Origin of the sequence: Psychrobacter sp. JB193 (assembly GCF_002285555.1) — a bacterium.
GTDB lineage: Bacteria > Pseudomonadota > Gammaproteobacteria > Pseudomonadales > Moraxellaceae > Psychrobacter > Psychrobacter alimentarius.
In genome coordinates this window covers 40,914-64,912 of sequence record NZ_NRGY01000002.1, presented here as the reverse complement: position 1 = coordinate 64,912, position 23,999 = coordinate 40,914, and the positions used below count along the sequence as shown (strand labels likewise).

Below are 23,999 nucleotides of genomic sequence, written 5' to 3'. Positions count from 1 at the left end.
TACAGCCAAATGCAAAAGTAAACGCCGAGCCTAGCAGATAATGTTTACAGCTTTTTAACAGCAGCGTAATCATTGAAACATTTAGGCATATACCACTCATAAAAAACCAACTGTCCATTACGTCAGTTAATTTATTGACGGTTTATGGTGCATCGTCGATGACATAATCACTGTCTGTACGAGTTGCCATTCGTAACCAAGCACTTCGAGCGCGCGAATTTCGACTGGTTTCAGCCTTGCTCGGGCCCACGCGTTTGGGTTTACTAAAATAACGCGGCCGTTTAGGCGGCATTGGCAAATTCTCATCTTCTGGATACTGACCTTTGCTATGACGCTGCAAAAACTGCTTGATACGGCGATCTTCTAATGAATGAAAGCTAATCACTGCCAGCTGTCCGCCTGCTTTTAAAAGCGGTATGCTTTGTGCTAAAAAGTCGTCAACATCGCCAAGCTCATTATTGATAAAAATACGCATGGCCTGAAAACTCTGCGTGGCCGGATGTTTGCCGCGCTGCCAATTAGGATGCGCCACCTTGATCACTTCTGCGAGTGCAAGCGTTGAGTCATAGCTCTCCATCTGTTTGATGGCACGAGCGATACGGCGACTATGACGCTCTTCGCCGAATTCATACAACACATTGGCTAAGGTTTCTTCATCGACATACTCAAGCCACTCAGCAACGGATTGACCGCGGCTGGTGTCCATACGCATGTCAACCGCGCCATCCCGCATAAAACTAAAACCTCGGCTACCGTCATCGATTTGCGGAGAGGAAATACCCAAATCCGCCATCAATCCATCGACTTGTGTGATACCGAGAGCTGCCAAACTGGTCGTCAATGTCGCAAAGCTGTCATGCACCACGTGTACGCGCTTATCTTCGCTTGCCAGCGCGTTGGCAACGCTGATGGCGGTCGGGTCTTTATCAAAAACAATCAACCGTGCATCATCTGCAAGCTGGCTGAGTAGTAAGCGACTGTGACCACCTCGCCCAAACGTTGCATCCACATAGACGCCGCTTACTTGTAAGCTTTTTTGGGGTTTTGACTCATCTTTTTGCGTCGGTAAGGATTTGACACCCAATACCGCTGCGACGGTTTCTGGCAGTAGCACAGCATCGTGGACAAAATCCACCTCGTCAGATGTGGCTGGGTCTTGAATCGACGCTTGAATCAGCATGTGATCCGTCTGTTTTTCGACAGCAGACGGACTGGCCTCTGACTCAGAATGATCAGTGACTAAGGAAGGATTGGCGTTGGTATTTGATTTAGACTTTGATAGGGACACAAACAACTCAGTAGATGATGACCATATTGGCCAGTAATAGTAAAAAATCAGATGAAAATAAACAAGTTATGACTTACTGAGCATTATTATCGCAAGGATACGCAGGTAGTCAAGCGCTAGACGGGCTTTTCGTTAAAAATATCCCATCTGTCTGTTATACTAACGGCATATTTTACGCTATTTTTTCACGTTGACTTCTATTCTTTCGCCTGTATTTTTTAGTCATCTTCCTTATTCATCGTTTTATTTGTCACTTTTCTTTAATCACCATATTCTGAGATTTTTATGATGCAAACCTCGACACCATCTACTACTAACAGCAAGCGTCCTGTCCGTACTCGTATTGCCCCATCGCCTACTGGTTTTCCGCATGTAGGGACAGCTTACATCGCTCTTTTCAACTTAGCCTTTGCCAAAGCGCATGGCGGTGAGTTTATTTTGCGTATCGAAGACACTGACCAAACTCGCTCGACTGAACAGTCTGAACAAATGATTTTAGATGCCCTACATTGGGTCGGTCTGGATTGGAGCGAAGGCCCAGATATCGGTGGCCCACATGCCCCTTATCGCCAAAGCGAGCGCAGTGATATTTATAAAAAGCACGCTGAGATTCTAATAGAAAAGGATCATGCATTCCGCTGTTTTTGTACCAGTGAAGAGCTAGACGCTATGCGCGCTGAGCAAATGGCTAATGGCGAGACGCCGCGCTATGATGGTCGCTGTGCCCACCTTGCCCCAGAGAAAACCGCACAGTTGGTCAATGAGGGCAAACCACACGTCATTCGTATGCGTGTGCCAACCGAAGGCACTTGTCAGGTACAAGACATGCTTCGCGGTACGGTTGAGATTCCTTGGACACAAGTGGATATGCAAGTGCTGCTAAAAACCGATGGTATGCCAACGTATCACTTGGCTAATGTCGTCGATGATCATTTGATGGAAATCACTCATGTGATGCGCGGCGAAGAATGGCTCAACTCTGCCCCCAAGCATCAACTGCTTTATGAGTATTTTGGCTGGGAGATGCCAACGCTTTGCCACATGCCACTCCTGCGCAACCCTGACAAATCAAAACTGTCTAAGCGTAAAAATCCAACCTCCATCACTTACTATCGTGATGCAGGCGTATTGCCTGAGGCATTGCTCAACTACCTTGGTCGTATGGGCTACTCGATGCCTGATGAAGCTGAGAAATTCACCTTAGATGAGATGATTGCGAGCTTCGATATTCAGCGTGTATCGCTTGGCGGCCCTATCTTCGATATCGAAAAACTCAACTGGGTAAATAGCGAGTGGCTACGCGCCCTCACCCCTGAAGAGCTCAAAAATAAAATTCTTGCTTGGGCCAATGACAGCGATAAATTGACCGCTATCGCCGCCGCGATTCAACCACGTATTGAGCTACTGTCTGATGCCGTCAACTGGGGTGGCTTTTATTTCCAAAACTTACCTGAGATCACTGCTGAGAGCTTTGCGCATAAAACGCTGACGCCTGAGCAAATCGTCGAGACGCTACAATTAGCACTTTGGCAACTTGAAACCTTACCAACGTGGTCAGAAGAAAATATCTATGCCACTTTAAAAGGTCTAGCCGCCCATCTTGATATTAAGATGCGTGACTTTATGGCGCCGTTCTTTATCGCGATTGCTGGTAACACGTCATCAACGCCCGTCATGAACTCTATGGCGATAATTGGTGCTGATATGACCCTGACTCGCTTGCGTCATGCTGTTGATATACTGGGCGGTCTTGGCAAAAAGAAACTGAAAAAATTAGAGAAGCAAGCAGCAGAGTTGCCAGACTTTTTGGCAGCTGCTGAATAATTGATCTGCTAAATAATCAATTAGCTAAACTTGTCGTATTTAAAAGGGTCAGGCCATCTCTGACCCTTTTTTCGTTGTTAGTAACTATTACCCTCATATTATTAAACATCTTTTATCAAACCTTTTAACTGGAAACAAATATGGCAGCCAAAACCGTCACGATAGAAAGTAAAGATTATGTATTTAATACGCTCAAAGAAGCGCAGAAATACTATGATGCCATCGTAAAGGAGCTTTATGATGCAAAACTTACTCTGACAGAGGGTCAGGATTTTGAAGACTTAAAATGGATATACAGCACTTACTGCGGCTACACCAAGCATAATCTAGATAAATTAGGCGAATATGACATCATTGGCTTCAAAGGTATAAGAACAATCCGAGAAAAGGGTGGTCAATATATGCCAACTGAATGCGGTGCCATTATTTTTTCTGATGGCAGCGAAGAAGAGTTTTACACCGATAAAGCCATTAAAGAGATCGCTCTCAAGCAAAATCCACGCTAATTTCAGCTTATCGAGCAGTTGAAATAGGCTAAAAAACTTTTTTTTGCATATTTATGACTTTTTTTAAAATAAGTGTTGACAGACCCCCCTTACTTCCCTAAAATGTGCTCACTCTTAGCGAGGGGCTATAGCTCAGTTGGTAGAGCACTTGCATGGCATGCAAGGGGTCAACGGTTCGACTCCGTTTAGCTCCACCATACTTATTTATAGCAACGCTCAGTATTACTGAAGCGTCATCATAAATACTCGCTAGTAGAACAGTATCAGCACCTAGGCAAGGCTTGCTCTATTAATAGATAAGCTATCTGATATTGTGAAGTACCGTTATAACCATTGGTTATGACACTCTATGCGTCCCCATCGTCTAGAGGCCTAGGACACCGCCCTTTCACGGCGGTAACGGGGGTTCGAATCCCCCTGGGGACGCCACTATTCGGCGTCACTTGTTAGCACTTTTGCTCTGCATCAGATAAGACTAGTAAGCGAACACTAAAAAAGCCCAGTCACATATTTTGTGACTGGGCTTTTTTTATGGCTTAAATTTGTACAGTCCCATTTTAACTCTCTTTAATTTCCTAGACGACTGTCCATAGTTGTCAATAGTCGTTTAAATACCTTATTTAGGTAATTTACACGTTCTTACATACCGTCGATTTTTTCACCTAGTTTAACAATCCACTACAAAATACTTGTGTTTTCCTACTCAATAGCATTATTAATCTCATTAATTTTTCCTTATGATTGCCCTATATTCACTATGGATAATATTTGGCAAAACCGAATTTATAAAAAATTTTGTTGTCTATATAGTAAAAAATCTAAACAAATAACGAATAATTAGTGATTTTTAAAAGGAATGGTTATGTTATCTACTTATACCCCTCAACGTCGTCCATCGTGGCGCGGTGTCATCGCCGGTCTTGTCATGGGAATGATTGTCGTCATGGCGATGATTGCTCTCGCTTTGGTACTCAGCTCATTTTTACCGTTTGATTTAAAAGGTACTAGTATTGCTGGTGGTATTTATGCAGCTATTACCGCATTGGTCAGTGCGTTTGTGGCAGGTTATTTTGCGATCAAGTTTTCAGCGCCTGAAGCTCTATTTGGCGATGGTACAGACATTGATCCAAAAGATGCTACGCTAACGGGTATGTTGACGGCGGCTTTAATCGTCTTATTGACCACTTTTTTCACACTCAGTAGTGCCACTGGTATTTTGGCATCAGCAGGTAATGTCGTAGGTGGTACCGTGAGTACAGTCGCTAAAACAGCTGGTGGCGCTGCTGCCGCTGGCACAGCAGCCGCTGGTCAAGCGTCACAAAATGAAGGCGTACAACAAAAAGCACAAGAGATTTACCAGCGCGTATCAGGTGATATCAGCGAACAAGATATCCAAGCTATGGTTGCAAAAAACACGCAAAATTTAGATCAACAGCAGGTTGCAGCGACCAGTCGTGTGGTCGAAGATCTCGTAAATGGTACTAAAAATGAAGTTGCTGAAATGGACTTCACTGATCTAGATACATGGCGCAACATTGATGACTATGCAAAACAACGCATGGAATCTATTGAACAGACTTTAGAAGGTCCTGAATTTATCGCTCGTTTGCAACAAGAAGGTTTGAGTGAAGCAGAAGCGATTCAGGTTCGTACGGAAGTCCAACAGTCATTTAACGAATACAAAATGAAAACTGAGCAGACGATTGCAGAAGCAAGACAAGCAGCTGAGCAAAGACTACAGCAAGCTGAAGATGTTGCCCGTAAAGCAGCATTATATAGTGGTCTATTTTGGTTAATCAGCACGTTGTTGACCTTCATTGCTGCCACTATGGGCGCAAGAAGTGCCGCTTCAAAATATCGCTTAGCCAAGCCTATGGTTACGCTAAATGACAACGTTCGCTAAGATATTTGGTAAAAAATCAAAGCGACACTGATAGCGTATTCACTGAAAATAAAGCAAAGCCCAATCATCATTGGTGATTGGGCTTTTTTATGGTTATTATTTTTAGCATATATTTTATTTCTACTTTCAGTAATCCATGATTATAAACCTTATTGCCAACTCATTTAATACTCGTTACTATCGATACAATTGGAGATTTTATGACTCGTATTCTCAGGTCTTAAACAATGATGACGATTGGCGCTATTAAGGATGTGGTTGGCTATGTTCGGTATTGAAAACTATCTAGGGTTTATCCTCGCGGCTATTTTACTCAACCTTACTCCTGGCACAGATAGTATGTACATCATTACTCGTAGTGTCTCTCAAGGACAAAGTGCGGGGCTTTATTCTGTTTTGGGCATCACCACGGGCAGTTTGATCCATACTTTGTTGGCGTCGTTAGGATTGTCCGTTTTATTGGCCAGCTCTCCCACTGTCTTTATGATTGTCAAATATCTTGGTGCAGGTTACTTATGCTATTTAGGATTCAAAATGCTTACTAGCAAACAATCCTCCTCGATAGCAAGCAGTCTGCCTCAAGACAAAGATGTCATTAGGCAGAGCAAGATAGAGGGTTGGCAAATTTATAAACAAGGGGTCTTGACCAACGTCTTTAATCCGAAGGTTGCCTTATTTTTTATCGCTTTTTTTCCTCAGTTTATTGATCCTAATTACGCTTATGGCATGCTGTCATTTTTAATATTGGGACTGACCTTTGCGACCACGGGTTTTATATGGTGCTCATGTTTGGCATTATTGGCAGCTCGGTTCAGCAAAAAATTACGAGAAAAACCTTCTATTGAAGCCATATTAAATAAAGTAAGCGGACTTGTCTTTTTTGGCTTAGGAATTAAGTTATTGACTGAGAAGGCTTGAGTACTGAAGTAATCAGAGACAAAAGCGTGCGTTATAAAAAAGGCCTCAATCATGATGATCGAGGCCTTTTATCTATATGAAGTTTGATGAACTATTGCACTGCTTCTTTACTCTCGGCCGCTAGTTGACGTAGCACATAGTGCAATACGCCGCCATGACGTACGTACTCGCGCTCTTTTGGCGTCTGTAGCATGACGTTGACGTCAAACGTTTCGGTCGAACCATCAGCACGGGTAGCGGTGACGCTTGCGGTCTTGCTCTCACCATTGTCGAGGCCTGTGATGCTGAGCACCTCTGAGCCATCGAGCTTGTAAGTCTCAGCATTTTCGCTCTCTTTAAAGGTCAATGGTAATACCCCCATACCGACGAGGTTAGAGCGGTGAATACGCTCAAACGAGCTGGTCAATACGGCTTTTACGCCAAGCAAGATCGTACCTTTAGCCGCCCAATCACGGCTAGAGCCAGAACCGTACTCAGCCCCGCCCAATACTACTAGCGGACACTTATCTTCCTTGTACTTCATTGCTGCATCATAGATGGCCATCTCTTTACCATCTTGCAACGTGGCACTGTCACCTTTGAAATAATAGGTATAACCGCCCTCTTTACCATTCATCATGGTGTTTTTGATACGAATATTGGCAAAGGTACCACGTGTCATGACCGCATCATTACCACGACGTGAGCCATAGCTATTAAAATCAGCTTGCATCACACCTCGCTCTTTCAAGTACTTACCTGCTGGAGAGTCAGGATCAATATTACCAGCAGGTGAGATATGATCGGTGGTGATCGAATCACCAAACAGACCTAAGATGCGTGCACCTTCGATATCTGGAATACCTTCTGGCTTCATAGTCATGCCGTCAAAGAACGGTGGGTTTTTAATATAAGTAGATTCTTCGCTCCACGGGTACAGCTGGCTGTCAGCTGAGCTGATGGCGTTCCACGCTTTGCTGCCTTCAAATACTTCGCCATAGTTTTTGCGGAACATATCGGCATCAATATTATTGGCTATCAGCTCGTTAATCTCTTCTGACGTTGGCCAGATGTCTTTTAGATAGACATCATTGCCCTCTTGATCTTGACCGATTGGGTGCGTTGTCATATCGATATCGACCGTACCTGCCAGCGCATAAGCAACCACTAGCGGTGGTGACGCCAGATAGCTGGCTTTGACATGTGAATGAATACGGCCTTCGAAATTGCGATTTCCAGACAGTACGGCAGCAGCAACCAAGTCGTTTTCCTCAATACCCTGCTCGATACTTTCAAGCAACGGCCCTGAGTTACCGATACAAGTCGTACAACCATAACCAACTAAGTAGAAGCCTGTTTTTTCCAGCTCATCCATCAACTTAGTCTTTTCTAAGTAATCAGTCACCACTTTAGAGCCAGGCGCTAATGAGGTTTTGACCCAAGGTTTGGCTTTGAGTCCTTTTGCCGCCGCTTTTTTTGCCACCAAGCCAGCGCCAATCATAACTGCTGGGTTAGAGGTGTTGGTACAAGAGGTAATCGCGGCAATCACCACTGAGCCATCACGTAGCTTATGGTCTTTGTCGTTGATACTGACGGTAGAAAACACCCCTTTTGCAGGCTGATAACCTTCATCTTGGCTATTATCCATTTTTGGCTTCGCTGCCAAAGTTTCGGCTTGCTCTTGCTCACCGCCTTCTTGGTCGAAACGCACTTTACCTTCGACTTCTGATTTGCGGTCTTTGGTCATTTTTGCTAACGTTTCGCCAAATTTTTCGTGCATATCAGACAGGTTGATACGTTGTTGCGGTAAGTTAGGACCTGCCAGTGCTGGCTGGACAGACGATAAGTCCAGCTCTAGCTTGCTTGAATACGTCGCTGCTGGCGTATCCGCATCATGCCACAAGCCTTGCGCTTTGGCATATTTTTCGACCAGCTCAATTTGAGATTCCTCACGTCCAGACAGGCGCAAATAATCGATGGCCATTTGGTCAATCGGAAAAATACCACAAGTGGCGCCGTATTCTGGCGACATATTAGCAATAGTAGCACGATCGGCAAGCGGCATACTGTGTAGACCTTCACCATAAAACTCAACAAATTTACCAACCACACCATGGGCACGCAGCATCTCAACCACACGCAATACCAAATCTGTTGCTGTGACCCCTTCGGTCAGCTTACCTGTCAATTCAAAACCGACTACTTGTGGAATGAGCATTGAGGAGGGTTGACCAAGCATCGCCGCTTCCGCTTCAATACCGCCCACGCCCCAACCAAGCACACCGATACCATTAATCATCGTTGTATGGCTATCCGTACCAAATACCGTATCAGGATACGCTGTCAGCTCACCGTCTACGTCTGCTGCCATTACGACACGTGCCAAATACTCAAGGTTGACCTGATGGACAATACCTGTCGCTGGCGGTACGACAACGAAGTTTTCAAAGGCATTACGACCCCAATGCAAAAACTCATAGCGCTCATTATTACGCTTAAATTCGATTTTTTCGTTTAAATCTAGCGCATCTTCGCGGCCATAAGCATCTACTTGTACAGAATGGTCAACGACCAGTTCACTTGGAATAAACGGATTGATTTGCTCGGCTTTACCGCCCAGCTCGACCACCGCATCACGCATGGCTGCCAGATCGACGACCGATGGCACACCCGTAAAATCCTGCAATACGACGCGGGCTGGCATAAAGGCGATCTCTTTTGACGCTTCGGCACCTGCATCCCAATTTGCAACCGCTTCGATATGGTTTTCACCGACAGATTGACCACCATCTTCATTGCGCAATAAATTCTCTAAGACGATTTTCATGCAAAACGGCAGTTTGCTGATGTTTTCAAAGTTTTTGGTCAGCTTTGGCAAACTGTAATAGGCATGTTCCTTGCCATCGACCGAGATCGTATCTTTTACATTAAAAATATCACTCATGGTAGCTTCCTTATCGTTGTTATGGATTCTGCACATAAACCGTGAGGCATTTATGCGGATGATTGGTGGCTATATAGCTAAAGACTTTGTTGCTTACTAAAAATGACTTTTAGTAATTGACAGAGCATTACTTAAAATAGAGATAGGCGTTTGCAGTAATACCACAAACGTACTTATTAGTGCTTAACGATACCTCTATTTACCATAACAAACATCCCATACTTTGTGAACGCTTAGACGTTGTCAAATCGTGGCACAATCGTAAACGGTACAATGGTTTAACACTTTTTTGATAAGTATTTAGAGGCTTTACCTTTTACTTTTTTGGCGACGTCCACTGCGAAAGACATAAGCGTCATCGTAAAAGTGAGCGTGCTCGTTTTCAGAGCAAAAATACGGCACACCCAAGATCGGTAATGGAGATAAATGACGCGGCGTAACCTCATTATGCGATAGTAACTCATCCATCTGCTGAGCCAGTGTACGGTCTAAATAATTCATGCGTTCAGACAATGGCAATGCAAAGAAACCCTGTGTCACATAAATAACGAGACTATGCGCACATAAGGGCTTGCGGGGTTGTACCAACTGCTCCAGCAGCGCATGACCAAAAACATAGACAGCCGCTTGCGCATGGCGATTCACTTGTGTTGGATTGTCCCACTGCGCACGCGACGCAACCAAACTTGCTTGCCAATCAAACGCTTTTAATCCTTTACCAATGCGTCTATCAGACGTGACCAGCACTGCGCCATTTTCATCAAAGACAGTAATAGTATCGCGTACCCGTCCTCGACTATGCCCAATACCCTGCGCGGCAATTTCTAGCATGTGGTAGTGATTTAGCAGCGCTTTGGTCTTCGGAAACGTGAGCCAAATACTGCCATTAAACAAGTCATGCAAATTATCACGCGTGGGTATATTGCCTGTCTTCGCGATAAAATGCTCATAAGCCTCGCCTTCAGGTAACGCATTTTGTGAGACGAATGTGAGCGTTTGCACTTGTGCGTTTTGAGTTGGTTTGGTGGTCGGCAAATCCTCTTGTACGCCGTCGCAGCGCAGCATCAAGGAATTATTTAATATATCAGCGATGATGTCGATTGGCTGACCATCACGCGCGGTAGGACTGTCTTGTCCATTTGTCTCAGTTAAACCTTTTACCGCATCGCCAATATACTTTAGCTGGTTTAAGTGGCTGAGCCATGGCGCTTGCCAATCAATCTCAGCAAATTGCTCATCAAGTATAGGTAAATGACTAAAGGAGGTATGAGAAGGTATTTTGAAAGGTAAATCAGTCGCGGTCATATGAGCGATCCCTATTAGACGTATGGCTGGTCTATGGTATCATGGTGCGCTTTTTTACAGCTAGATGAGCCGCTCGAAAGGTCTTTTTGAGCGCTATTTATTGATGAGTGTCTATGGCAAATTTTAATACCCATTTAAACACCGCATTTATGGTGAGTGGTACGCTGAGTTTAACGGTTTATAAAGCAGGGTTGGTTGACGATTCAGGATTTTTGATGTGCGTGGCGCTGGGTACCATCGGCGGGCTTTTGCCCGATTTGGATTCCGACAACTCAACACCGATTAAACTTGGTTTTAATATTACTTCTTTTATTTTTGCCTTTGGTCTAGTTATGCATTGGCGCAGTGAGCTGAGTTTATTGTCATTGATTGTTTTGTGGCTGGCTGGCTATTGTTTTATGCGTTATACCGTTTTTGCTGTTTTTACCAATATGACGGTGCATCGAGGCGTGATCCATTCTGTGCCTTATATGGCGATACTGGGACTGGGACTCACCTGTCTTAGCTATTATGGTCTGCAGCTTCCCCTGGCTGCCAGCTGGTTTTATGGTTTATTTTTATTTGGCGGTGCGCTGGTACATTTGTTATTAGATGAGCTGTATAGCGTCAATTTATCCAACATGAAAATGAAGCGCTCATCCGGTACGGCGATGAAGTTTTATCAGCATAAAGATAAGTGGTGGTACTTATTAATCTATACCGTACTGGCTATGCTGCTGTATCTGACGCCGCCCTTTGAACCTTTTTGGCAACAGCTGCGAGATCCAGCACCGTGGACACAATTAAAAGTGGGCATTCTGCCTGACATCGTAGAAGATATGCTGCGTGAGAGACCATGATGATGCTTGACGATCAAAACATCATGCACTGCTAATATCATTTTTTTTGCTTGCTGTGCCTGCGCAGACATAGGCCGCAAACATTGATATCAGCAGTACCGTAGCGCTTTTGAGATATTTTGACCATAGTTACATCGTGGCTGTTATAGAATAAATCAACCATATAAATACGAATCATTAGAGTACGCTATGTCACTTTTTACACCATCTTCTACCCAAACTTGCCCTTGCCAAATCAATCCGTTATTAGAAATAGGCTCGCCGCTCACGTATCAAGAATGCTGTCAGCCTTATCATGATGCGTTTTCTAATGCAGATATGGACGAATTAGGCGCGGTAAAGGCAGAGACTGCCGAGCGTCTCATGCGCACGCGCTACAGTGCGTTTGTATTGGTCAAGCCAGATTATATCGTCAAAACCACACTACCCACGCAGCAAGCATTACTGAGTATCAAGTCGATTGAGAATTGGGCAAAAGAGACAAACTGGGCAGGATTGGAGATTGTGCAGCACACACCAAAGCTAGGTAAAAGACACGCACAGGTTGAGTTTAAGGCGTATTTTAATACTGTAGATGGCATGCAGGCGCATCATGAACTGTCTGCCTTTGTAAAGGTGAAAGACAAAGCTACTAATGATGCGCGCTGGTATTTTTTAGATCCTACGGTTGCAATGACGGTCACGCAAAAACAGCCGTGTATTTGTGGGTCTGGTGAGAAGTTTAAGCGCTGTTGTGGGGAGTATTTGGGTTAACAACCTACCTAAACACTCGCCCCAACGGCTCGTGCAATCGCAATACCTTCCTCAATGGTCAAAAACTTGCGCTGGCTTGGGCTGTCTTTATAAATCACATCGCCATCTTGGAATATTAAGCACTCATTGACGGCCAATTGCTGCCATTTTTCATTTTCAGTCAGTGGGACAGTCACCAAGATAGTCACTTTATCCGTGTCTGTGGTCACATCGCCAAAGTTAATCGCCATATCATCATCAGCGAGTTTGGCTTCGCCAAATGGCGCTTTACGTGTGAGATAAAACAATAAGCTGCCTGCATACGCCATTTGCCATCTGCCATTAGATATCAGGCAATTAAACAAACCATTGGCAGACAGATAGCGGCATTGTGTGGTCAAAAAATTAAACAGCGTTTGATCGTCAGGACGGGTTTTAAAGCTGCTTTTTAAACGATTGACCAGATAACAAAACGCCATTTCAGAATCGGTTGAACCAACGGGTTGGCAATGTGACGCATTGCCGTTGTCTTGCAGACGTTGACAGCGTTTAATGAAGTCGCTATTCATTTGCCCATTATGCGCAAATACCCACTGCTCGCCCCACACTTCACGGACAAAAGGATGCGTGTTTGCCAAACAGTTTTGGCCTTGAGTTGCTTTACGAATATGCGCGATAACGTTCATTGCTTTAATAGGATAGTTATTAACCAGATCGGCTACAGGGGATTCATGGCTGGGACGATTGTCGTGAAACAATCGCAATCCCGTTGACGCATTTGTCGAATCATTATTATTAGTGCAGTCACTACGCTCAAAGAACGCAATACCAAAGCCATCTTCATGACTGTCGGTCATACCGCCGCGCTTGCGAAAACCTGCGAAGCTAAACCCAATATCGGTTGGCGTATTACAGTTCATTCCTAAGAGTTGACACATTTATGGAGTACCGCCGTTGTTATTGTCTTTTGCAGGATTCACAGTCGCGTTTAGAGCAGTTTCTGTCGACTCATCAAACATCTCATAGGGAGTCGTTTCTCCCTCTGTATCAATACTATTCAAAATACGCTGAGCCTCTGCCAGCTCAGTGTCCTGAACCCATAGTACGATGCCTGAATTCATGCCGGGCATGGCACTAAGCGGCTGTAGCGACACCGTAATATCATTATTACGCAGCAAGTTGGCATGCAGCTCGCCTTGCATATTGGTATCGTAGCGCGCCAATTTGTGCCAGTTATCAATTTGATCGGTCATGATAAAATCCTTTTAAATTCTTTGAAAACGATTGCTTAAAAAACAAGTTCTTTAATAAAAATTAAACCCTTGTGACCAATTAATCTGACCAAGTGGGTAAGCATCAATATGAAAACCATTGGGATAGTCTTTAAAACCAGGCTGCATTTTTAACTGAGACATTGCGGTTTGCGCTTGTTGCTCAGTCGCAAATACACCTATTAATTTATAATCTTCAACATCATTATTTTTGTCATCGTCTTTATAGAGCGCATGTTCAAGAACAAAAACCGTATTTTGCGCTTTTTCCACATGTGACCAATGATAAGCCGCAAGGCGTTTCATCAAGTCTGGATTTTTGACCATAATATTATCGCCAGTGCGTCCTTCAGTACGATTGTAATGAATGACGTTTAGGCGCAATAACCAAAAGATAACCGCCGCTTTGGCTAGCATCACTGGTAAGGCACGCTTTTCATCATCACCAAGTAGTCGCTTGGACTCGTATCCTTGTAAAAACGCCGCCATTTTACTGCGATCAAAATTCACCGACTCGCCTTGTTCGGCATCGCCCCACGTCGTACAAAAGTCATTAATAGTAATGGCAATATCCATGACGTAGTGCTCGGAACTAACCTCAGTAAAGTCCAACAGTCCTGTCAGACGAGACTCCCCTTTTTGTAGATGCCAAAGCGTGTTATCCGCAAACATATCCAGATGACACAAGCCTTTTGGCAAGGTTGCAAGCGGTAAGTCTGTATAAGCGCGCCAAATGTCACTCATCAATTTGGCTTCGTCACTTGGCATAAACTGACGTTCACGGTCGCGTACATCCGCCCATGGATACAAAGGTACGCCATATTGCTCGCTCGGTTGTAGTGCTTGCAATGTCTCATGTAGCAACGCTAGAGCGGCTCCAATCTCATGGCACATCGCTTGCGTGGTTTGCTCTGGGTGCGTGCCCGCCAAGCAAGGAACAAGCGTAATGGCCTTGTCTTCATAATGGATGACATAGCGTTTATCGTTATCCGTTTTAGCAGCATCCAATTCGATAACAGCCAATGGCGCGGCCACAGGTAACTTACCATTCAACTGATTGAGAATAACGGCCATCTTTTCGATATCAGCAGGTGGACGCTCTTCAAATAAAGTAAATACGTAGGAGTGCTGGCCATCTACATCGTCAGTCGTCTGAATAAACCAGTTAGAGTTTTTGATACCTTGCGTAATAGGAATGGCACGCGCAAACGACACGCCAAAGCTTTGGCAAAAGGCGGCAAACTGGTCATCGGTTAACTGGGTATAGACAGACATAACATCTCACTTGTAATCGTTAAATGGTAGAAATAGTTAAATGGTAAAAATAGCGCGTAAAATAATACATTCAATTTGGATAAAATAAACGTGGCGACAGATGGCAATAGTGACCATTACGTCGCTGATAAGCAAATTTTAAATATCAATAAGATGCTTTGGCAACCACCTACCCTATATAATTTGGTTGATACTACATAAAATGGCGATAAGCCATGATTACGTTAGCTGGCACATAGACTAGGCATTTTTTGCAATCTCTAAGCCCTTTTCAATCGACAAATAAACAGGCGATTTAGGCAAGTCTTGGTAAACCTTATGACCATCGGCAAAAATGATGCACTCGTTGACGGCAAGCTGTTGCCATTCCTCATCATCTGTGAGCGGCGTAGTGGCAAGGATTGTCATAACATCATCGGCGTCATTGACCGTTTCAAAATCCATGGTTACATCTACGTCGATGAGGGACGCTGAACCAAATGGTGCTTGACGAGTGATATGAAACAATAGGGTATCGGCATAAGCAAGCATCCACTCGCCATTGGACAGCAGACAATTAAACAATCCGTAATTCGCCAAAAAACGGCACTGCTCTGTTAAAAACACATACAGCGTTTGTGAATCAGGCTTATGCTCAAAACGGTCTTTGAGCTGATTGAGTAAGTAGCAAAAGGCAAATTCTGAATCGGTATCGCCTACTGGAATATAATGACCAGATTTACCTTGTTTGCCTGTTGCTTGATTAATGGGGTCGCTATCTGAGGCATCTCTAATGGTCATTTTATCGTTGTGAGAAAATACCCAAGCCTCGCCCCAAATCTCGCGGGTAAAGGGATGCGCATTACATAACAATTGATCATCTGACTTACGAATATGGACAATAGTATTGGCCGCCTTCACTCGGGTTTGACTGACCAATTCGGCAAGCGGAGAGTCCATCGCCGCACGATTGTCGTAGTAAAGGCGCAATCCTGTCGGCTCAAAATAAGCGATTCCAAAGCCGTCAATATGATCATCGGTCAGTCCACCACGAGCCCGAAAACCAGCAAAAGAGAAACCAATATCAGCAGGATTTTTGCTGTTCATAGCGAGCAGTTGACACATAAGCAACCTTTGCATTTGTTTTGTAAAATAGTTACGCGTATCATAGCATTTTATACGATTCATCTTTGTATTCTTGCACGAATTAATAGGCGGTTTTATGCTAGCAAAACGTATCATTCCCTGTCTTGATGTGGATAATGGCCGCGTGGTCAAAGGTGTCCAATTTGTCGACATCAAAGACGCAGGGGATCCAGTTGAAGTCGCCAAACGCTATAACGAGCAGGGCGCGGATGAGATTACTTTTTTGGATATTACTGCCACCAACGATGAGCGTGACACCACCTATCACACTGTCGAGCGCATGGCTGAGACGGTATTCGTTCCGCTGACCGTCGGTGGCGGCGTACGTAAAATCGCTGACATTCGCAATTTGTTGAATGCTGGTGCGGATAAGGTCGCGATCAATTCAGCCGCTGTGTTTACGCCTGAATTTGTTGGTGAAGCGGCGCAAAAATTTGGCAATCAATGCATCGTGGTGGCGATTGATGCCAAGCGTGTCGAGGATATAACTGTTGATGGTATTGTCATGCCACGTTGGGAGATTTTTACCCATGGCGGACGCAAACCCACAGGCATTGATGCCGTCGCTTGGGCGCGCAAAATGGCAGAGCTGGGTGCGGGCGAATTGTTGGTCACCTCAATGGATGGCGATGGCACTAAAAAAGGCTATGATTTGGCGCTCATGCAACACATCACCAGCCAAGTCAATGTCCCTGTTATTGCCTCGGGCGGCGTTGGTAATTTACAACATTTGGCCGAAGGCGTCTTAGAGGGCGGCGTAGATGCCGTGCTTGCCGCCAGTATTTTCCACTTCGGTGAATATACGGTCTTAGAGGCCAAACAGTATATGGCATCGCAAGGCATACAGATGCGCTTATAAGACATTGGTAAAATGCCAATAAATCATAAAAAATGTTATCATAGTACTAACCACTTATTTTTGTTCATTTAACTGCCTGTTTTTGCGACGACTCATTCATGAATGACCAGACAATCAAACAAGCTATTTGAATCTATTACTATATTTAACGCTCTGTTCCCTCTTATATTTCCATTGAACGCCAATCAGGCAAAGGATTTTTTATGTCAAATTTACAACAGCAACGCAATGACGTGACCCATATCGATGGTAATTTGCATCAAAATGCCGATGCCCGTATCGGTATCGTGGTCGGTCGTTTTAATGGTTTTGTCGTCGAATCACTGGTAGATGGTGCCATTGATGCGTTACTACGTCATGGCGTTTTGGGTAGCAATATTACGGTTATCCGTGTGCCGGGCGCATTTGAGTTGCCGTTGGTTGCCCAGCGCGCTGCTGAATCAGATCGTTTTGATGCCATTATTGCTTTAGGCGCGATTATCCGTGGTAGCACGCCGCACTTTGATTTTGTTGCAAGCGAGTCTGCAAAAGGCTTGAGCAGTGTCGCCATTGATTATAATATCCCCGTCGCAAACGGTGTTTTGACGACTGACAGTATCGAGCAAGCCATTGAGCGTTCTGGTACCAAAGCGGGTAACAAAGGCTCAGAAGCGGCTATGGTTGTTTTAGAAATGATTGCCGTATTGTCACAGTTAGACATTGACGATGAGAGCGACGTCGCTTAGTTTGTTTGAATAAAGTCATCTTTATTGAGAACAAGATTATATGTTTAATAAGATTGATATTGTCTGATGTAAATTTTACTGATGCGGCTTTTTGATAATAGCCGCATTCACATAACATTAGCCAGCACTAACAACTGGTTGTTTATTGAATTTTCACCGTATTTCTATCCTTTTTTAAAATATAAAGACCTCACTCAAATCAGTAAAAGTACTATGAGTGGAACGCTTGCCGACCATGATGACGCACGTTGTTGATTTATATTTTAAATAGGTATTATCTCAAAATTTAGGTACAGACCCCCTATGACTGACCAACTCAAGCGCGCTATCAGCGCTGCAAAAACCGCACAAGACAACGATCCACAAGCTGAAGCTACTCGCATAGCCAGCAGCAGTGCGGGTGATCAAACCTTTGATATGAGTGAGTCTTCTTACAAGACCAGTCACACCGCTATCCGTAAGGCAAGACGTTTTGCCATGCAAGGTCTATACGAATGGCTTGTTACTGATCGCCGCTTCGACATAGATGGCAAGCTTGGTTGGAAAGCCAATGCCCCACACGATATCGCTGCCCGTACACGTGCGACCAACGCCATGCACACGGTACATATCGGCTACTATCATGAAATGATGCGCGATATCCCAGAGCAAATTGAGACGCTGGATGCGCTCATTAGCCAACATCTTGATCGTGACATCAACAAATTAGATACGGTTGAGCACGCTATTTTGCTTATTGGTGCTTATGAGCTACAGAATCGCTTTGAGATTCCTTATAAAGTCATCCTTGATGAAGCAATGAAATTGAACAATCATTTTGGTGCCACTGATGCACACAAATTGATCAATGCTGTACTTGATAGAATGGCCGTGGAACTGCGCGTCATTGAAATAGAAGCCGATACCAAAGCCAATCTGCGAACGTCGCAAAAAGCAGCTGCTAAACAGGCTGAAGTTCAAACAGTCGATACTCCTGAAACAGCGGCTGTAGAAGAAGCCACTGAAACCAATAGCGACAACCAACAAACGGCATCCAACAAACCGCGTATCAGCGCCAATAATGCCAGCGTCAAACGCAATAGCGCTAGCAAAGCCAGTGCCAATATCAGTGAATTTAAAGCGAATAAAAAAGACGCTGACGCCAAAAGCCAAGACTGATTATGAATGAGTTTGAGCTGATTGAGCGCATATTTTTACAGATGCAAGCGGCACAGCCCCTATCAAGTGGCCTTGAAAAAGGTATTGGTGATGATGCTGCCGTCATGGCATTGCCTACAGGTTCGCGTTTGGTCAGCTGCATTGACACCCTCGTTCAAGGTCGACACTTTAGTGCTGACTGGGATCAAATTGATAAGCTTGCCTTTGCCATTGGTTATAAAGCAGTGGCGGTTAATGTCTCAGACATTGCTGCCATGGGTGCAACGCCGCACAGTATTTTACTCGCATTGGCCTTGCCTAAACGACTTGCAAATGAACAATGGTTAAGTGACTTTGCCAAAGGCTTGTTTCATGCCTGCCAGCTATTTGGAGTTACCCTAATCGGTGGTGATACCACGCGCAGCGATAGCCTAGTACTCAGTGTCAGCGCTCAAGGCGTATTAGCAAAAGATACGCCAGCTGTTTACCGCTCAGGGGCGCAGGTTGGTGATAAAGTATATGTATCAGGGACTTTAGGCGACGCCAGTTATGCCTTGCAATATCCTGATAATACTCAGGGCATGGCATTGGCACATCGTCTGCACATGCCGATGCCGCGCATTGCATTGGGAGCTGCTTTAGCAAAAATCGGTGCCACTGCGATGATAGATATCTCTGATGGTCTATACCAAGACCTTGGACATATCTGTCAGCAAAGCGCTGTTAATATCCGTTTAAACCTAGAGCAGTTACCCAGTAGCACGTCCTTATTAGCCATTGATTTATCTGAGCGTTTACTGTGTCAATTGGCTGGTGGTGACGATTATGAATTGGCTTTTACGTTGCCAGCTCATGTTACTCCTCCTGCCAGCACCGTCCCTGTTACCTATATTGGTGATGTTATCGCAATAGCAGATGACGTAGGCGCTACTGCAGACGCCAAAATACCTATGTGCCCTGAGCTTTATTATCAAGGGCAATCAGTCACCCCAACCCATCCTGCGCCATTTACCACATGGCCTACGCTTACTGGTTACCAACACTTTACAGGTTAACCCATGATCGACCATGATTTATCTAAGCCCGATATTCGTAAAGCTAATGACTGCCCGCCTCTCCCAAGAAATGCCAGCATGCTCGATCGTATGGTCTATTGGCTTGGGCTTGGTTTAGGTAGTGGTCTGCCCCGCCGTGCACCTGGTACTTGGGGAACGATAGGGGGTTTGATTGTCGCCATACCTCTATTAAGCCTTGGATTTTTACCATTTTTGCTGATTACTGTTTTGTCTTGCTTTATTGGTATTTGGATCTGTGGCCGTACTTCTGAGCTGATGAAAGGGCATGATGACCCTCATATTGTTTGGGATGAATGGGCAGGCATGTGGCTTACCTTATTACCTTTTTCTTATATGAGCGTGACGGCTGATAATTTTTGGCAGTATATTTCGCAGCCGTCTTCCCTTGCTGCTTTGCTCTTGGCTTTCGTACTTTTTCGCTTTTTCGATATCATTAAACCGCCACCAATTGGTTGGGCTGATAGAAAGGTCGCTGGCGGTCTGGGTGTAATGCTCGATGATATTATTGCAGGAGTGATGGCGCTCATCGTGTGGATAATTGTGATGATGGTTTTTTCTCTTTAGTGGTTATGAGATACGAATAAGTTTGATGATTTTAAGTATTGCTACATACATTTTTTTATAGTGCTAAGTTACAAAGCTTGAACGTCATCACATCATTCCAAACAAACATTTGCGCTATAATCGAATATTATATTTTGTTACATTCATAAGAGTTATTATGACATCTCCCCTTTCTGTAATTATTTTAGCGGCTGGTAAAGGCACACGCATGCAGTCGGCCAAGCCAAAAGTCCTTCAAACTTTGGCTGGCAAATCATTACTTGGTCATGTATTAGACACTTGCCACAAGCTGACGGTGGATGAGACGATCATTGTCCATGGCTTTGGTGGTGACCAAGTAAAATCAGAAATCACCACTCAATATGAGCATTCTTCCATTACTTGGGTTGCTCAAACCGAACAGTTGGGAACGGGGCACGCCGTCAAAGTTACTTTGTCTGACTTGCCACAAGAGGGCCAAAGTCTGATTCTATACGGTGATGTGCCATTAGTAAGCTGTCAAACCTTATCCGCATTGAAAACTGCTAATACTGACGGTATGTCTATGCTGACGTTGACGGTAGATAATCCATTTGGATTAGGCCGTATCAAACGCAATAAAGAAGGGCATATCACGGCTATCGTCGAACAAAAAGACGCTGACGCTGATGAGCAAAACATTCAAGAAATTAACAGCGGTATCTATTGTGTCGATAATGCTTTATTGCATAAATACTTACCGGAACTGTCTAACGACAATGCCCAGCAAGAATATTATCTGACAGATATTGTCAAAATGGCCGTCGCTGATGGGATTACTATTGCTGCGATCGAGCCTGAGCATACGTTTGAGATTGAAGGCGTGAATAACCGTCAACAGCTTGCCAGTTTGGAGCGCACTTGGCAAAGCAAGTTGGTTGCTGATTTGCAAGAAGCGGGTGTCCAGTTTGCTGACCCTACTCGTGTTGATATTCGAGGGACGTTGACTGCAGGCCAAGACGTGTTTGTAGATGTCGGTGTGGTATTCGAAGGCGATTGTACATTAGGCGACAATGTCTATATAGAAGCCGGCTGTATCATTAAAAACGCCCAAATTGGCAATGCGTGTCACCTCAAACCTTATTGTGTCATCGATGGTGCCGATATAGGTGCAGGTGTCGATATTGGTCCGTTTGCCCACTTACGTCCTCAGACAGTATTGTCCGATAACAGTAAAGTCGGTAACTTTGTTGAAATCAAAAAATCCATAATTGGTCAAGGTAGTAAGGTAAATCATCTCAGCTATATTGGAGATGCTACCGTTGGTACAGGCGTGAATATCGGTGCAGGTGTGATTACTTGTAATTATGACGGTATTAACAAATCACCCACTCTTATTAACGACAATGCGTTTATCGGTTCTAACGCCAGTCTGGTTGCGCCAGTGACGATTGGTGAAACTGCGACAGTAGCGGCAGGCTCAGTGATTACCAAAGATGTCGATGCTAACGCCTTAGCATTTGGGCGCGCTCGTCAAACTCAAAAAGAGCATTATCAAAGACCAGCTAAAAAATAGCTAGGTCATTAATCACGACATTAATACCAGTTGGCAGTTAAGCAGTACGGCAATCTTTGTGGTGCTGCTTCATCGTTTTTATAGAACTATTATTCTATTGATACCCAATAATCATTCATACGATTTATTGACTGACTCATCACTATATATCGAAAATTAAAAGTAAGGAATAGCCATGTGCGGAATTGTAGGGGCAGTTGCTGAGCGTAATATCGCCAATATTTTACTAGAAGGTCTCAAACGTCTGGAATACAGAGGCTATGATTCTGCCGGTTTGACTGTCATCCGTGATGGCGAACTGCATCGCGAACGTCAAGTAGGTAAAGTTCAGGCTCTAGTTGATGCGGTAGCTACCAATCCAGAACTGTTCGACGGTCATATTGGTATCGCTCATACACGCTGGGCGACTCATGGTGAACCAGCGCAGCGTAACGCACACCCTCACGTTTCAGGTAAAATTGCTGTGGTTCACAATGGTATTGTTGAGAACTACGCTGAGCTTAAAAAAGAATTAGTGGCTAAAGGCTACGAGTTTACCTCACAGACAGATACCGAAGTCGTTGCGCATCTGATTCATGATATTTATAAGCAAACGCCTGACTTACTAGAAGCGGTTCGTAAGGTCATTCCGTTGTTACATGGCGCCTTTGCCCTAGGTATTGTACATATTGACTGTCCTGAAGAACTGATTACCGTACGTCTTGGTTCACCATTAGTCATTGGCGTGGGTATTGGCGAGAACTTTATTGCTTCAGATCAATTGGCGTTACTGCCTGTCACCAATCGCTTTATGTATTTAGAAGAAGGCGATATTGCCAAGCTGACTCGTAAAAGCATTCAAATCTTTGCCGATGGTGTGGAAGTGAAACGTCAAATACATGAAATTGACGCGACACAGCATAATGCCGATAAAGGTGAATTTAAGCATTATATGCTCAAAGAAATCTATGAGCAGCCAGATGCAGTCGCTCGTACTATCGAGATGGCGGTAGACAATGGCGAAACAGTCAAATTGCGCGATGATTTTTTGCAGCGCCATGAAGCGCAGCTATCAGGTATCCGTAACGTACAAATTATTGCTTGCGGCACCAGCTATCACGCAGGTTTGGTTGCAAAATACTGGTTTGAGAGCCTGATCCGTGTGCCTTGTTCGGTTGAAGTGGCCAGTGAGTTCCGTTATCGCAATCCAGTTGTGGTTGACAATTCACTGGTGATTTGTATTTCACAATCAGGCGAAACAGCGGATACTTTATCAGCCTTACGTGATATTCAAAAGCATACGCCAGCAGGTTTGGTCAGTTTGGCATTATGTAACGTGCCTACCTCGTCGCTTGTGCGTGAGACTGATATTTTCTTACCAACGCTTGCCGGCCCGGAGATTGGAGTCGCTTCGACCAAAGCATTTACAACCCAATTAGTCGCTTTGATGCTATTAATCTTAAAAGTAGGGTCAACTCAGCAGCGTATGACTCAAGAGCATCTAACGACACTGATTGATGAGTTACAGCAGCTACCAGGTCAGTTGTATGCCAGCTTACACCTAGATGCACCTATTCAAGCGATGAGTGAGCACTTTGAAGATAAGAGAAGTTGCTTATTTTTAGGTCGCGGATTACAGTTCCCGATCGCTTTAGAAGGCGCGTTAAAGCTTAAGGAAATCTCTTATATCCATGCAGAAGGTTATGCCGCAGGCGAGCTAAAACATGGTCCTTTGGCGTTGGTTGACAGAGATATGCCTATCGTTGTGCTTGCGCCTAAAGACAGCATGTTTGATAAGCTAAAAGCCAACATGCAAGAGGTACATGCTCGTCACGGTGAATTGTTTGTATTCGCTAGCGAAGCCAGTCAAATGGTGGCAGAAGACCGTTTGCACGTGGTGCATGTGCCTGATGTGTGCGAAACGCTAGCGCCTATTGTCTACAGCGTACCCGTACAACTATTATCGTATCATGTGGCAGTGATGCGTGGCACGGACGTTGACCAGCCGCGTAACTTGGCAAAGTCAGTGACGGTCGAATAGTATAAGTTATTGATTTTCATATATTTTTTATAAATTAATGACTTGTCTTACTGAGTGATTGTCTGTCATACTACTGTACTGTGATGAATCCTTCGCCATCTGATGTTCCAAGATGACGAAGGATTTTTTGTATATGGCGAATGGGCAAAATATCAATTATTTATATCATTATGGC

The 23,999-nt window shown here is 44.4% G+C and carries 20 protein-coding genes and 2 tRNA genes; 15 read left to right on the top strand and 7 right to left on the bottom strand.

Annotated elements, in window-relative coordinates:
• Nucleotides 1–142: 142 nt before the first annotated feature.
• Entirely contained in the window at nucleotides 143–1,180 is a 1,038-nt protein-coding gene (gene rsmH, locus CIK80_RS08010; RefSeq protein WP_095570358.1) for a 16S rRNA (cytosine(1402)-N(4))-methyltransferase RsmH, read from the bottom strand.
• A 393-nt stretch (nucleotides 1,181–1,573) separates the two neighbouring features.
• Here rsmH and gltX point away from each other — a divergent pair, with 393 nt between their 5' ends.
• From gltX to CIK80_RS07980, 6 genes are all read left to right on the top strand, one after another.
• Nucleotides 1,574–3,112, top strand: a complete 1,539-nt coding sequence (gene gltX, locus CIK80_RS08005; protein WP_095569609.1) for a glutamate--tRNA ligase — start codon at nucleotides 1,574–1,576, stop codon at nucleotides 3,110–3,112.
• Nucleotides 3,113–3,252: 140 nt separating this feature from the next.
• Nucleotides 3,253–3,618: a hypothetical protein gene (locus tag CIK80_RS08000; protein ID WP_095569608.1), complete on the top strand. Its 366-nt coding sequence runs from the start codon at nucleotides 3,253–3,255 to the stop codon at nucleotides 3,616–3,618.
• A gap of 121 nt (nucleotides 3,619–3,739) precedes the next feature.
• A tRNA-Ala gene (locus CIK80_RS07995) sits at nucleotides 3,740–3,815 on the top strand.
• A 156-nt stretch (nucleotides 3,816–3,971) separates the two neighbouring features.
• Nucleotides 3,972–4,047: transfer RNA gene (locus tag CIK80_RS07990), tRNA-Glu, on the top strand.
• A gap of 433 nt (nucleotides 4,048–4,480) precedes the next feature.
• Nucleotides 4,481–5,521 carry a hypothetical protein gene (locus tag CIK80_RS07985; protein WP_095569607.1) on the top strand — a complete coding sequence of 347 codons (1,041 nt, stop codon included), beginning with the start codon at nucleotides 4,481–4,483 and terminating at the stop codon, nucleotides 5,519–5,521.
• A 264-nt stretch (nucleotides 5,522–5,785) separates the two neighbouring features.
• Nucleotides 5,786–6,439, top strand: a complete 654-nt coding sequence (locus CIK80_RS07980; protein ID WP_095569606.1) for a LysE family translocator — start codon at nucleotides 5,786–5,788, stop codon at nucleotides 6,437–6,439.
• A 91-nt stretch (nucleotides 6,440–6,530) separates the two neighbouring features.
• On the opposite strand, the gene acnA is transcribed toward CIK80_RS07980, so the two are convergent.
• A complete protein-coding gene (gene acnA / locus CIK80_RS07975) occupies nucleotides 6,531–9,362 on the bottom strand; it encodes an aconitate hydratase AcnA (RefSeq protein ID WP_095569605.1) in 2,832 nt (943 codons plus the stop codon).
• 309 nt (nucleotides 9,363–9,671) lie between these two features.
• Nucleotides 9,672–10,667: a DUF3025 domain-containing protein gene (locus tag CIK80_RS07970; RefSeq protein WP_095569604.1), complete on the bottom strand. Its 996-nt coding sequence runs from the start codon at nucleotides 10,665–10,667 to the stop codon at nucleotides 9,672–9,674.
• 113 nt (nucleotides 10,668–10,780) lie between these two features.
• Between CIK80_RS07970 and CIK80_RS07965 the strand changes: the two genes are divergently transcribed.
• Nucleotides 10,781–11,506 (top strand): metal-dependent hydrolase, encoded by a 726-nt coding sequence (locus CIK80_RS07965; RefSeq protein ID WP_095569603.1) that lies wholly within the window; start codon nucleotides 10,781–10,783, stop codon nucleotides 11,504–11,506.
• 189 nt (nucleotides 11,507–11,695) lie between these two features.
• A complete protein-coding gene (locus CIK80_RS07960; RefSeq protein WP_095569602.1) occupies nucleotides 11,696–12,259 on the top strand; it encodes a YchJ family protein in 564 nt (187 codons plus the stop codon).
• An 8-nt stretch (nucleotides 12,260–12,267) separates the two neighbouring features.
• On the opposite strand, the gene CIK80_RS07955 is transcribed toward CIK80_RS07960, so the two are convergent.
• The 4 genes from CIK80_RS07955 to CIK80_RS07940 form a co-directional block, all read right to left on the bottom strand.
• Complete coding sequence (locus tag CIK80_RS07955; RefSeq protein WP_095569601.1) at nucleotides 12,268–13,176, bottom strand: class II glutamine amidotransferase; 909 nt, start codon at nucleotides 13,174–13,176, stop codon at nucleotides 12,268–12,270.
• Nucleotides 13,177–13,491, bottom strand: coding sequence for a hypothetical protein (locus tag CIK80_RS07950; RefSeq protein WP_257011719.1), 315 nt, complete (start codon nucleotides 13,489–13,491; stop codon nucleotides 13,177–13,179). It lies immediately after the preceding gene.
• A 51-nt stretch (nucleotides 13,492–13,542) separates the two neighbouring features.
• Nucleotides 13,543–14,784: a homoserine kinase gene (locus CIK80_RS07945; RefSeq protein WP_095569600.1), complete on the bottom strand. Its 1,242-nt coding sequence runs from the start codon at nucleotides 14,782–14,784 to the stop codon at nucleotides 13,543–13,545.
• A 240-nt stretch (nucleotides 14,785–15,024) separates the two neighbouring features.
• Nucleotides 15,025–15,888: a class II glutamine amidotransferase gene (locus tag CIK80_RS07940; RefSeq protein WP_095569599.1), complete on the bottom strand. Its 864-nt coding sequence runs from the start codon at nucleotides 15,886–15,888 to the stop codon at nucleotides 15,025–15,027.
• Between the two features lie 97 nt (nucleotides 15,889–15,985).
• Between CIK80_RS07940 and hisF the strand changes: the two genes are divergently transcribed.
• From hisF to glmS, 7 genes are all read left to right on the top strand, one after another.
• The gene (hisF, locus tag CIK80_RS07935; protein WP_095569598.1) at nucleotides 15,986–16,768 is read left to right on the top strand and encodes an imidazole glycerol phosphate synthase subunit HisF; all 783 of its coding nucleotides are present in this window, start codon (nucleotides 15,986–15,988) and stop codon (nucleotides 16,766–16,768) included.
• 203 nt (nucleotides 16,769–16,971) lie between these two features.
• Entirely contained in the window at nucleotides 16,972–17,493 is a 522-nt protein-coding gene (gene ribE, locus CIK80_RS07930; protein WP_062845688.1) for a 6,7-dimethyl-8-ribityllumazine synthase, read from the top strand.
• Nucleotides 17,494–17,796: 303 nt separating this feature from the next.
• Nucleotides 17,797–18,651 (top strand): transcription antitermination factor NusB, encoded by an 855-nt coding sequence (nusB, locus tag CIK80_RS07925; RefSeq protein WP_257011718.1) that lies wholly within the window; start codon nucleotides 17,797–17,799, stop codon nucleotides 18,649–18,651.
• A 2-nt stretch (nucleotides 18,652–18,653) separates the two neighbouring features.
• Nucleotides 18,654–19,685, top strand: a complete 1,032-nt coding sequence (gene thiL / locus CIK80_RS07920) for a thiamine-phosphate kinase (protein WP_095569597.1) — start codon at nucleotides 18,654–18,656, stop codon at nucleotides 19,683–19,685.
• Between the two features lie 3 nt (nucleotides 19,686–19,688).
• On the top strand, nucleotides 19,689–20,270 hold the full coding sequence (locus CIK80_RS07915) for a phosphatidylglycerophosphatase A (protein ID WP_095569596.1): 582 nt from the start codon (nucleotides 19,689–19,691) through the stop codon (nucleotides 20,268–20,270).
• A gap of 157 nt (nucleotides 20,271–20,427) precedes the next feature.
• On the top strand, nucleotides 20,428–21,804 hold the full coding sequence (glmU, locus tag CIK80_RS07910; protein WP_095569595.1) for a bifunctional UDP-N-acetylglucosamine diphosphorylase/glucosamine-1-phosphate N-acetyltransferase GlmU: 1,377 nt from the start codon (nucleotides 20,428–20,430) through the stop codon (nucleotides 21,802–21,804).
• 175 nt (nucleotides 21,805–21,979) lie between these two features.
• On the top strand, nucleotides 21,980–23,824 hold the full coding sequence (gene glmS, locus CIK80_RS07905) for a glutamine--fructose-6-phosphate transaminase (isomerizing) (RefSeq protein ID WP_095569594.1): 1,845 nt from the start codon (nucleotides 21,980–21,982) through the stop codon (nucleotides 23,822–23,824).
• Nucleotides 23,825–23,999: the final 175 nt, after the last annotated feature.

Bases quoted from the DNA above. Each gene is read 5' to 3' on its own strand.
- rsmH (WP_095570358.1), bottom strand. From the start codon at position 1,180: ATGCTGATTCAAGCGTCGATTCAAGACCCAGCCACATCTGACGAGGTG.
- gltX (WP_095569609.1), top strand. From the start codon at position 1,574: ATGATGCAAACCTCGACACCATCTACTACTAACAGCAAGCGTCCTGTC.
- CIK80_RS08000 (WP_095569608.1), top strand. From the start codon at position 3,253: ATGGCAGCCAAAACCGTCACGATAGAAAGTAAAGATTATGTATTTAAT.
- CIK80_RS07985 (WP_095569607.1), top strand. From the start codon at position 4,481: ATGTTATCTACTTATACCCCTCAACGTCGTCCATCGTGGCGCGGTGTC.
- CIK80_RS07980 (WP_095569606.1), top strand. From the start codon at position 5,786: ATGTTCGGTATTGAAAACTATCTAGGGTTTATCCTCGCGGCTATTTTA.
- acnA (WP_095569605.1), bottom strand. From the start codon at position 9,362: ATGAGTGATATTTTTAATGTAAAAGATACGATCTCGGTCGATGGCAAG.
- CIK80_RS07970 (WP_095569604.1), bottom strand. From the start codon at position 10,667: ATGACCGCGACTGATTTACCTTTCAAAATACCTTCTCATACCTCCTTT.
- CIK80_RS07965 (WP_095569603.1), top strand. From the start codon at position 10,781: ATGGCAAATTTTAATACCCATTTAAACACCGCATTTATGGTGAGTGGT.
- CIK80_RS07960 (WP_095569602.1), top strand. From the start codon at position 11,696: ATGTCACTTTTTACACCATCTTCTACCCAAACTTGCCCTTGCCAAATC.
- CIK80_RS07955 (WP_095569601.1), bottom strand. From the start codon at position 13,176: ATGTGTCAACTCTTAGGAATGAACTGTAATACGCCAACCGATATTGGG.
- CIK80_RS07950 (WP_257011719.1), bottom strand. From the start codon at position 13,491: ATGACCGATCAAATTGATAACTGGCACAAATTGGCGCGCTACGATACC.
- CIK80_RS07945 (WP_095569600.1), bottom strand. From the start codon at position 14,784: ATGTCTGTCTATACCCAGTTAACCGATGACCAGTTTGCCGCCTTTTGC.
- CIK80_RS07940 (WP_095569599.1), bottom strand. From the start codon at position 15,888: ATGTGTCAACTGCTCGCTATGAACAGCAAAAATCCTGCTGATATTGGT.
- hisF (WP_095569598.1), top strand. From the start codon at position 15,986: ATGCTAGCAAAACGTATCATTCCCTGTCTTGATGTGGATAATGGCCGC.
- ribE (WP_062845688.1), top strand. From the start codon at position 16,972: ATGTCAAATTTACAACAGCAACGCAATGACGTGACCCATATCGATGGT.
- nusB (WP_257011718.1), top strand. From the start codon at position 17,797: ATGACTGACCAACTCAAGCGCGCTATCAGCGCTGCAAAAACCGCACAA.
- thiL (WP_095569597.1), top strand. From the start codon at position 18,654: ATGAATGAGTTTGAGCTGATTGAGCGCATATTTTTACAGATGCAAGCG.
- CIK80_RS07915 (WP_095569596.1), top strand. From the start codon at position 19,689: ATGATCGACCATGATTTATCTAAGCCCGATATTCGTAAAGCTAATGAC.
- glmU (WP_095569595.1), top strand. From the start codon at position 20,428: ATGACATCTCCCCTTTCTGTAATTATTTTAGCGGCTGGTAAAGGCACA.
- glmS (WP_095569594.1), top strand. From the start codon at position 21,980: ATGTGCGGAATTGTAGGGGCAGTTGCTGAGCGTAATATCGCCAATATT.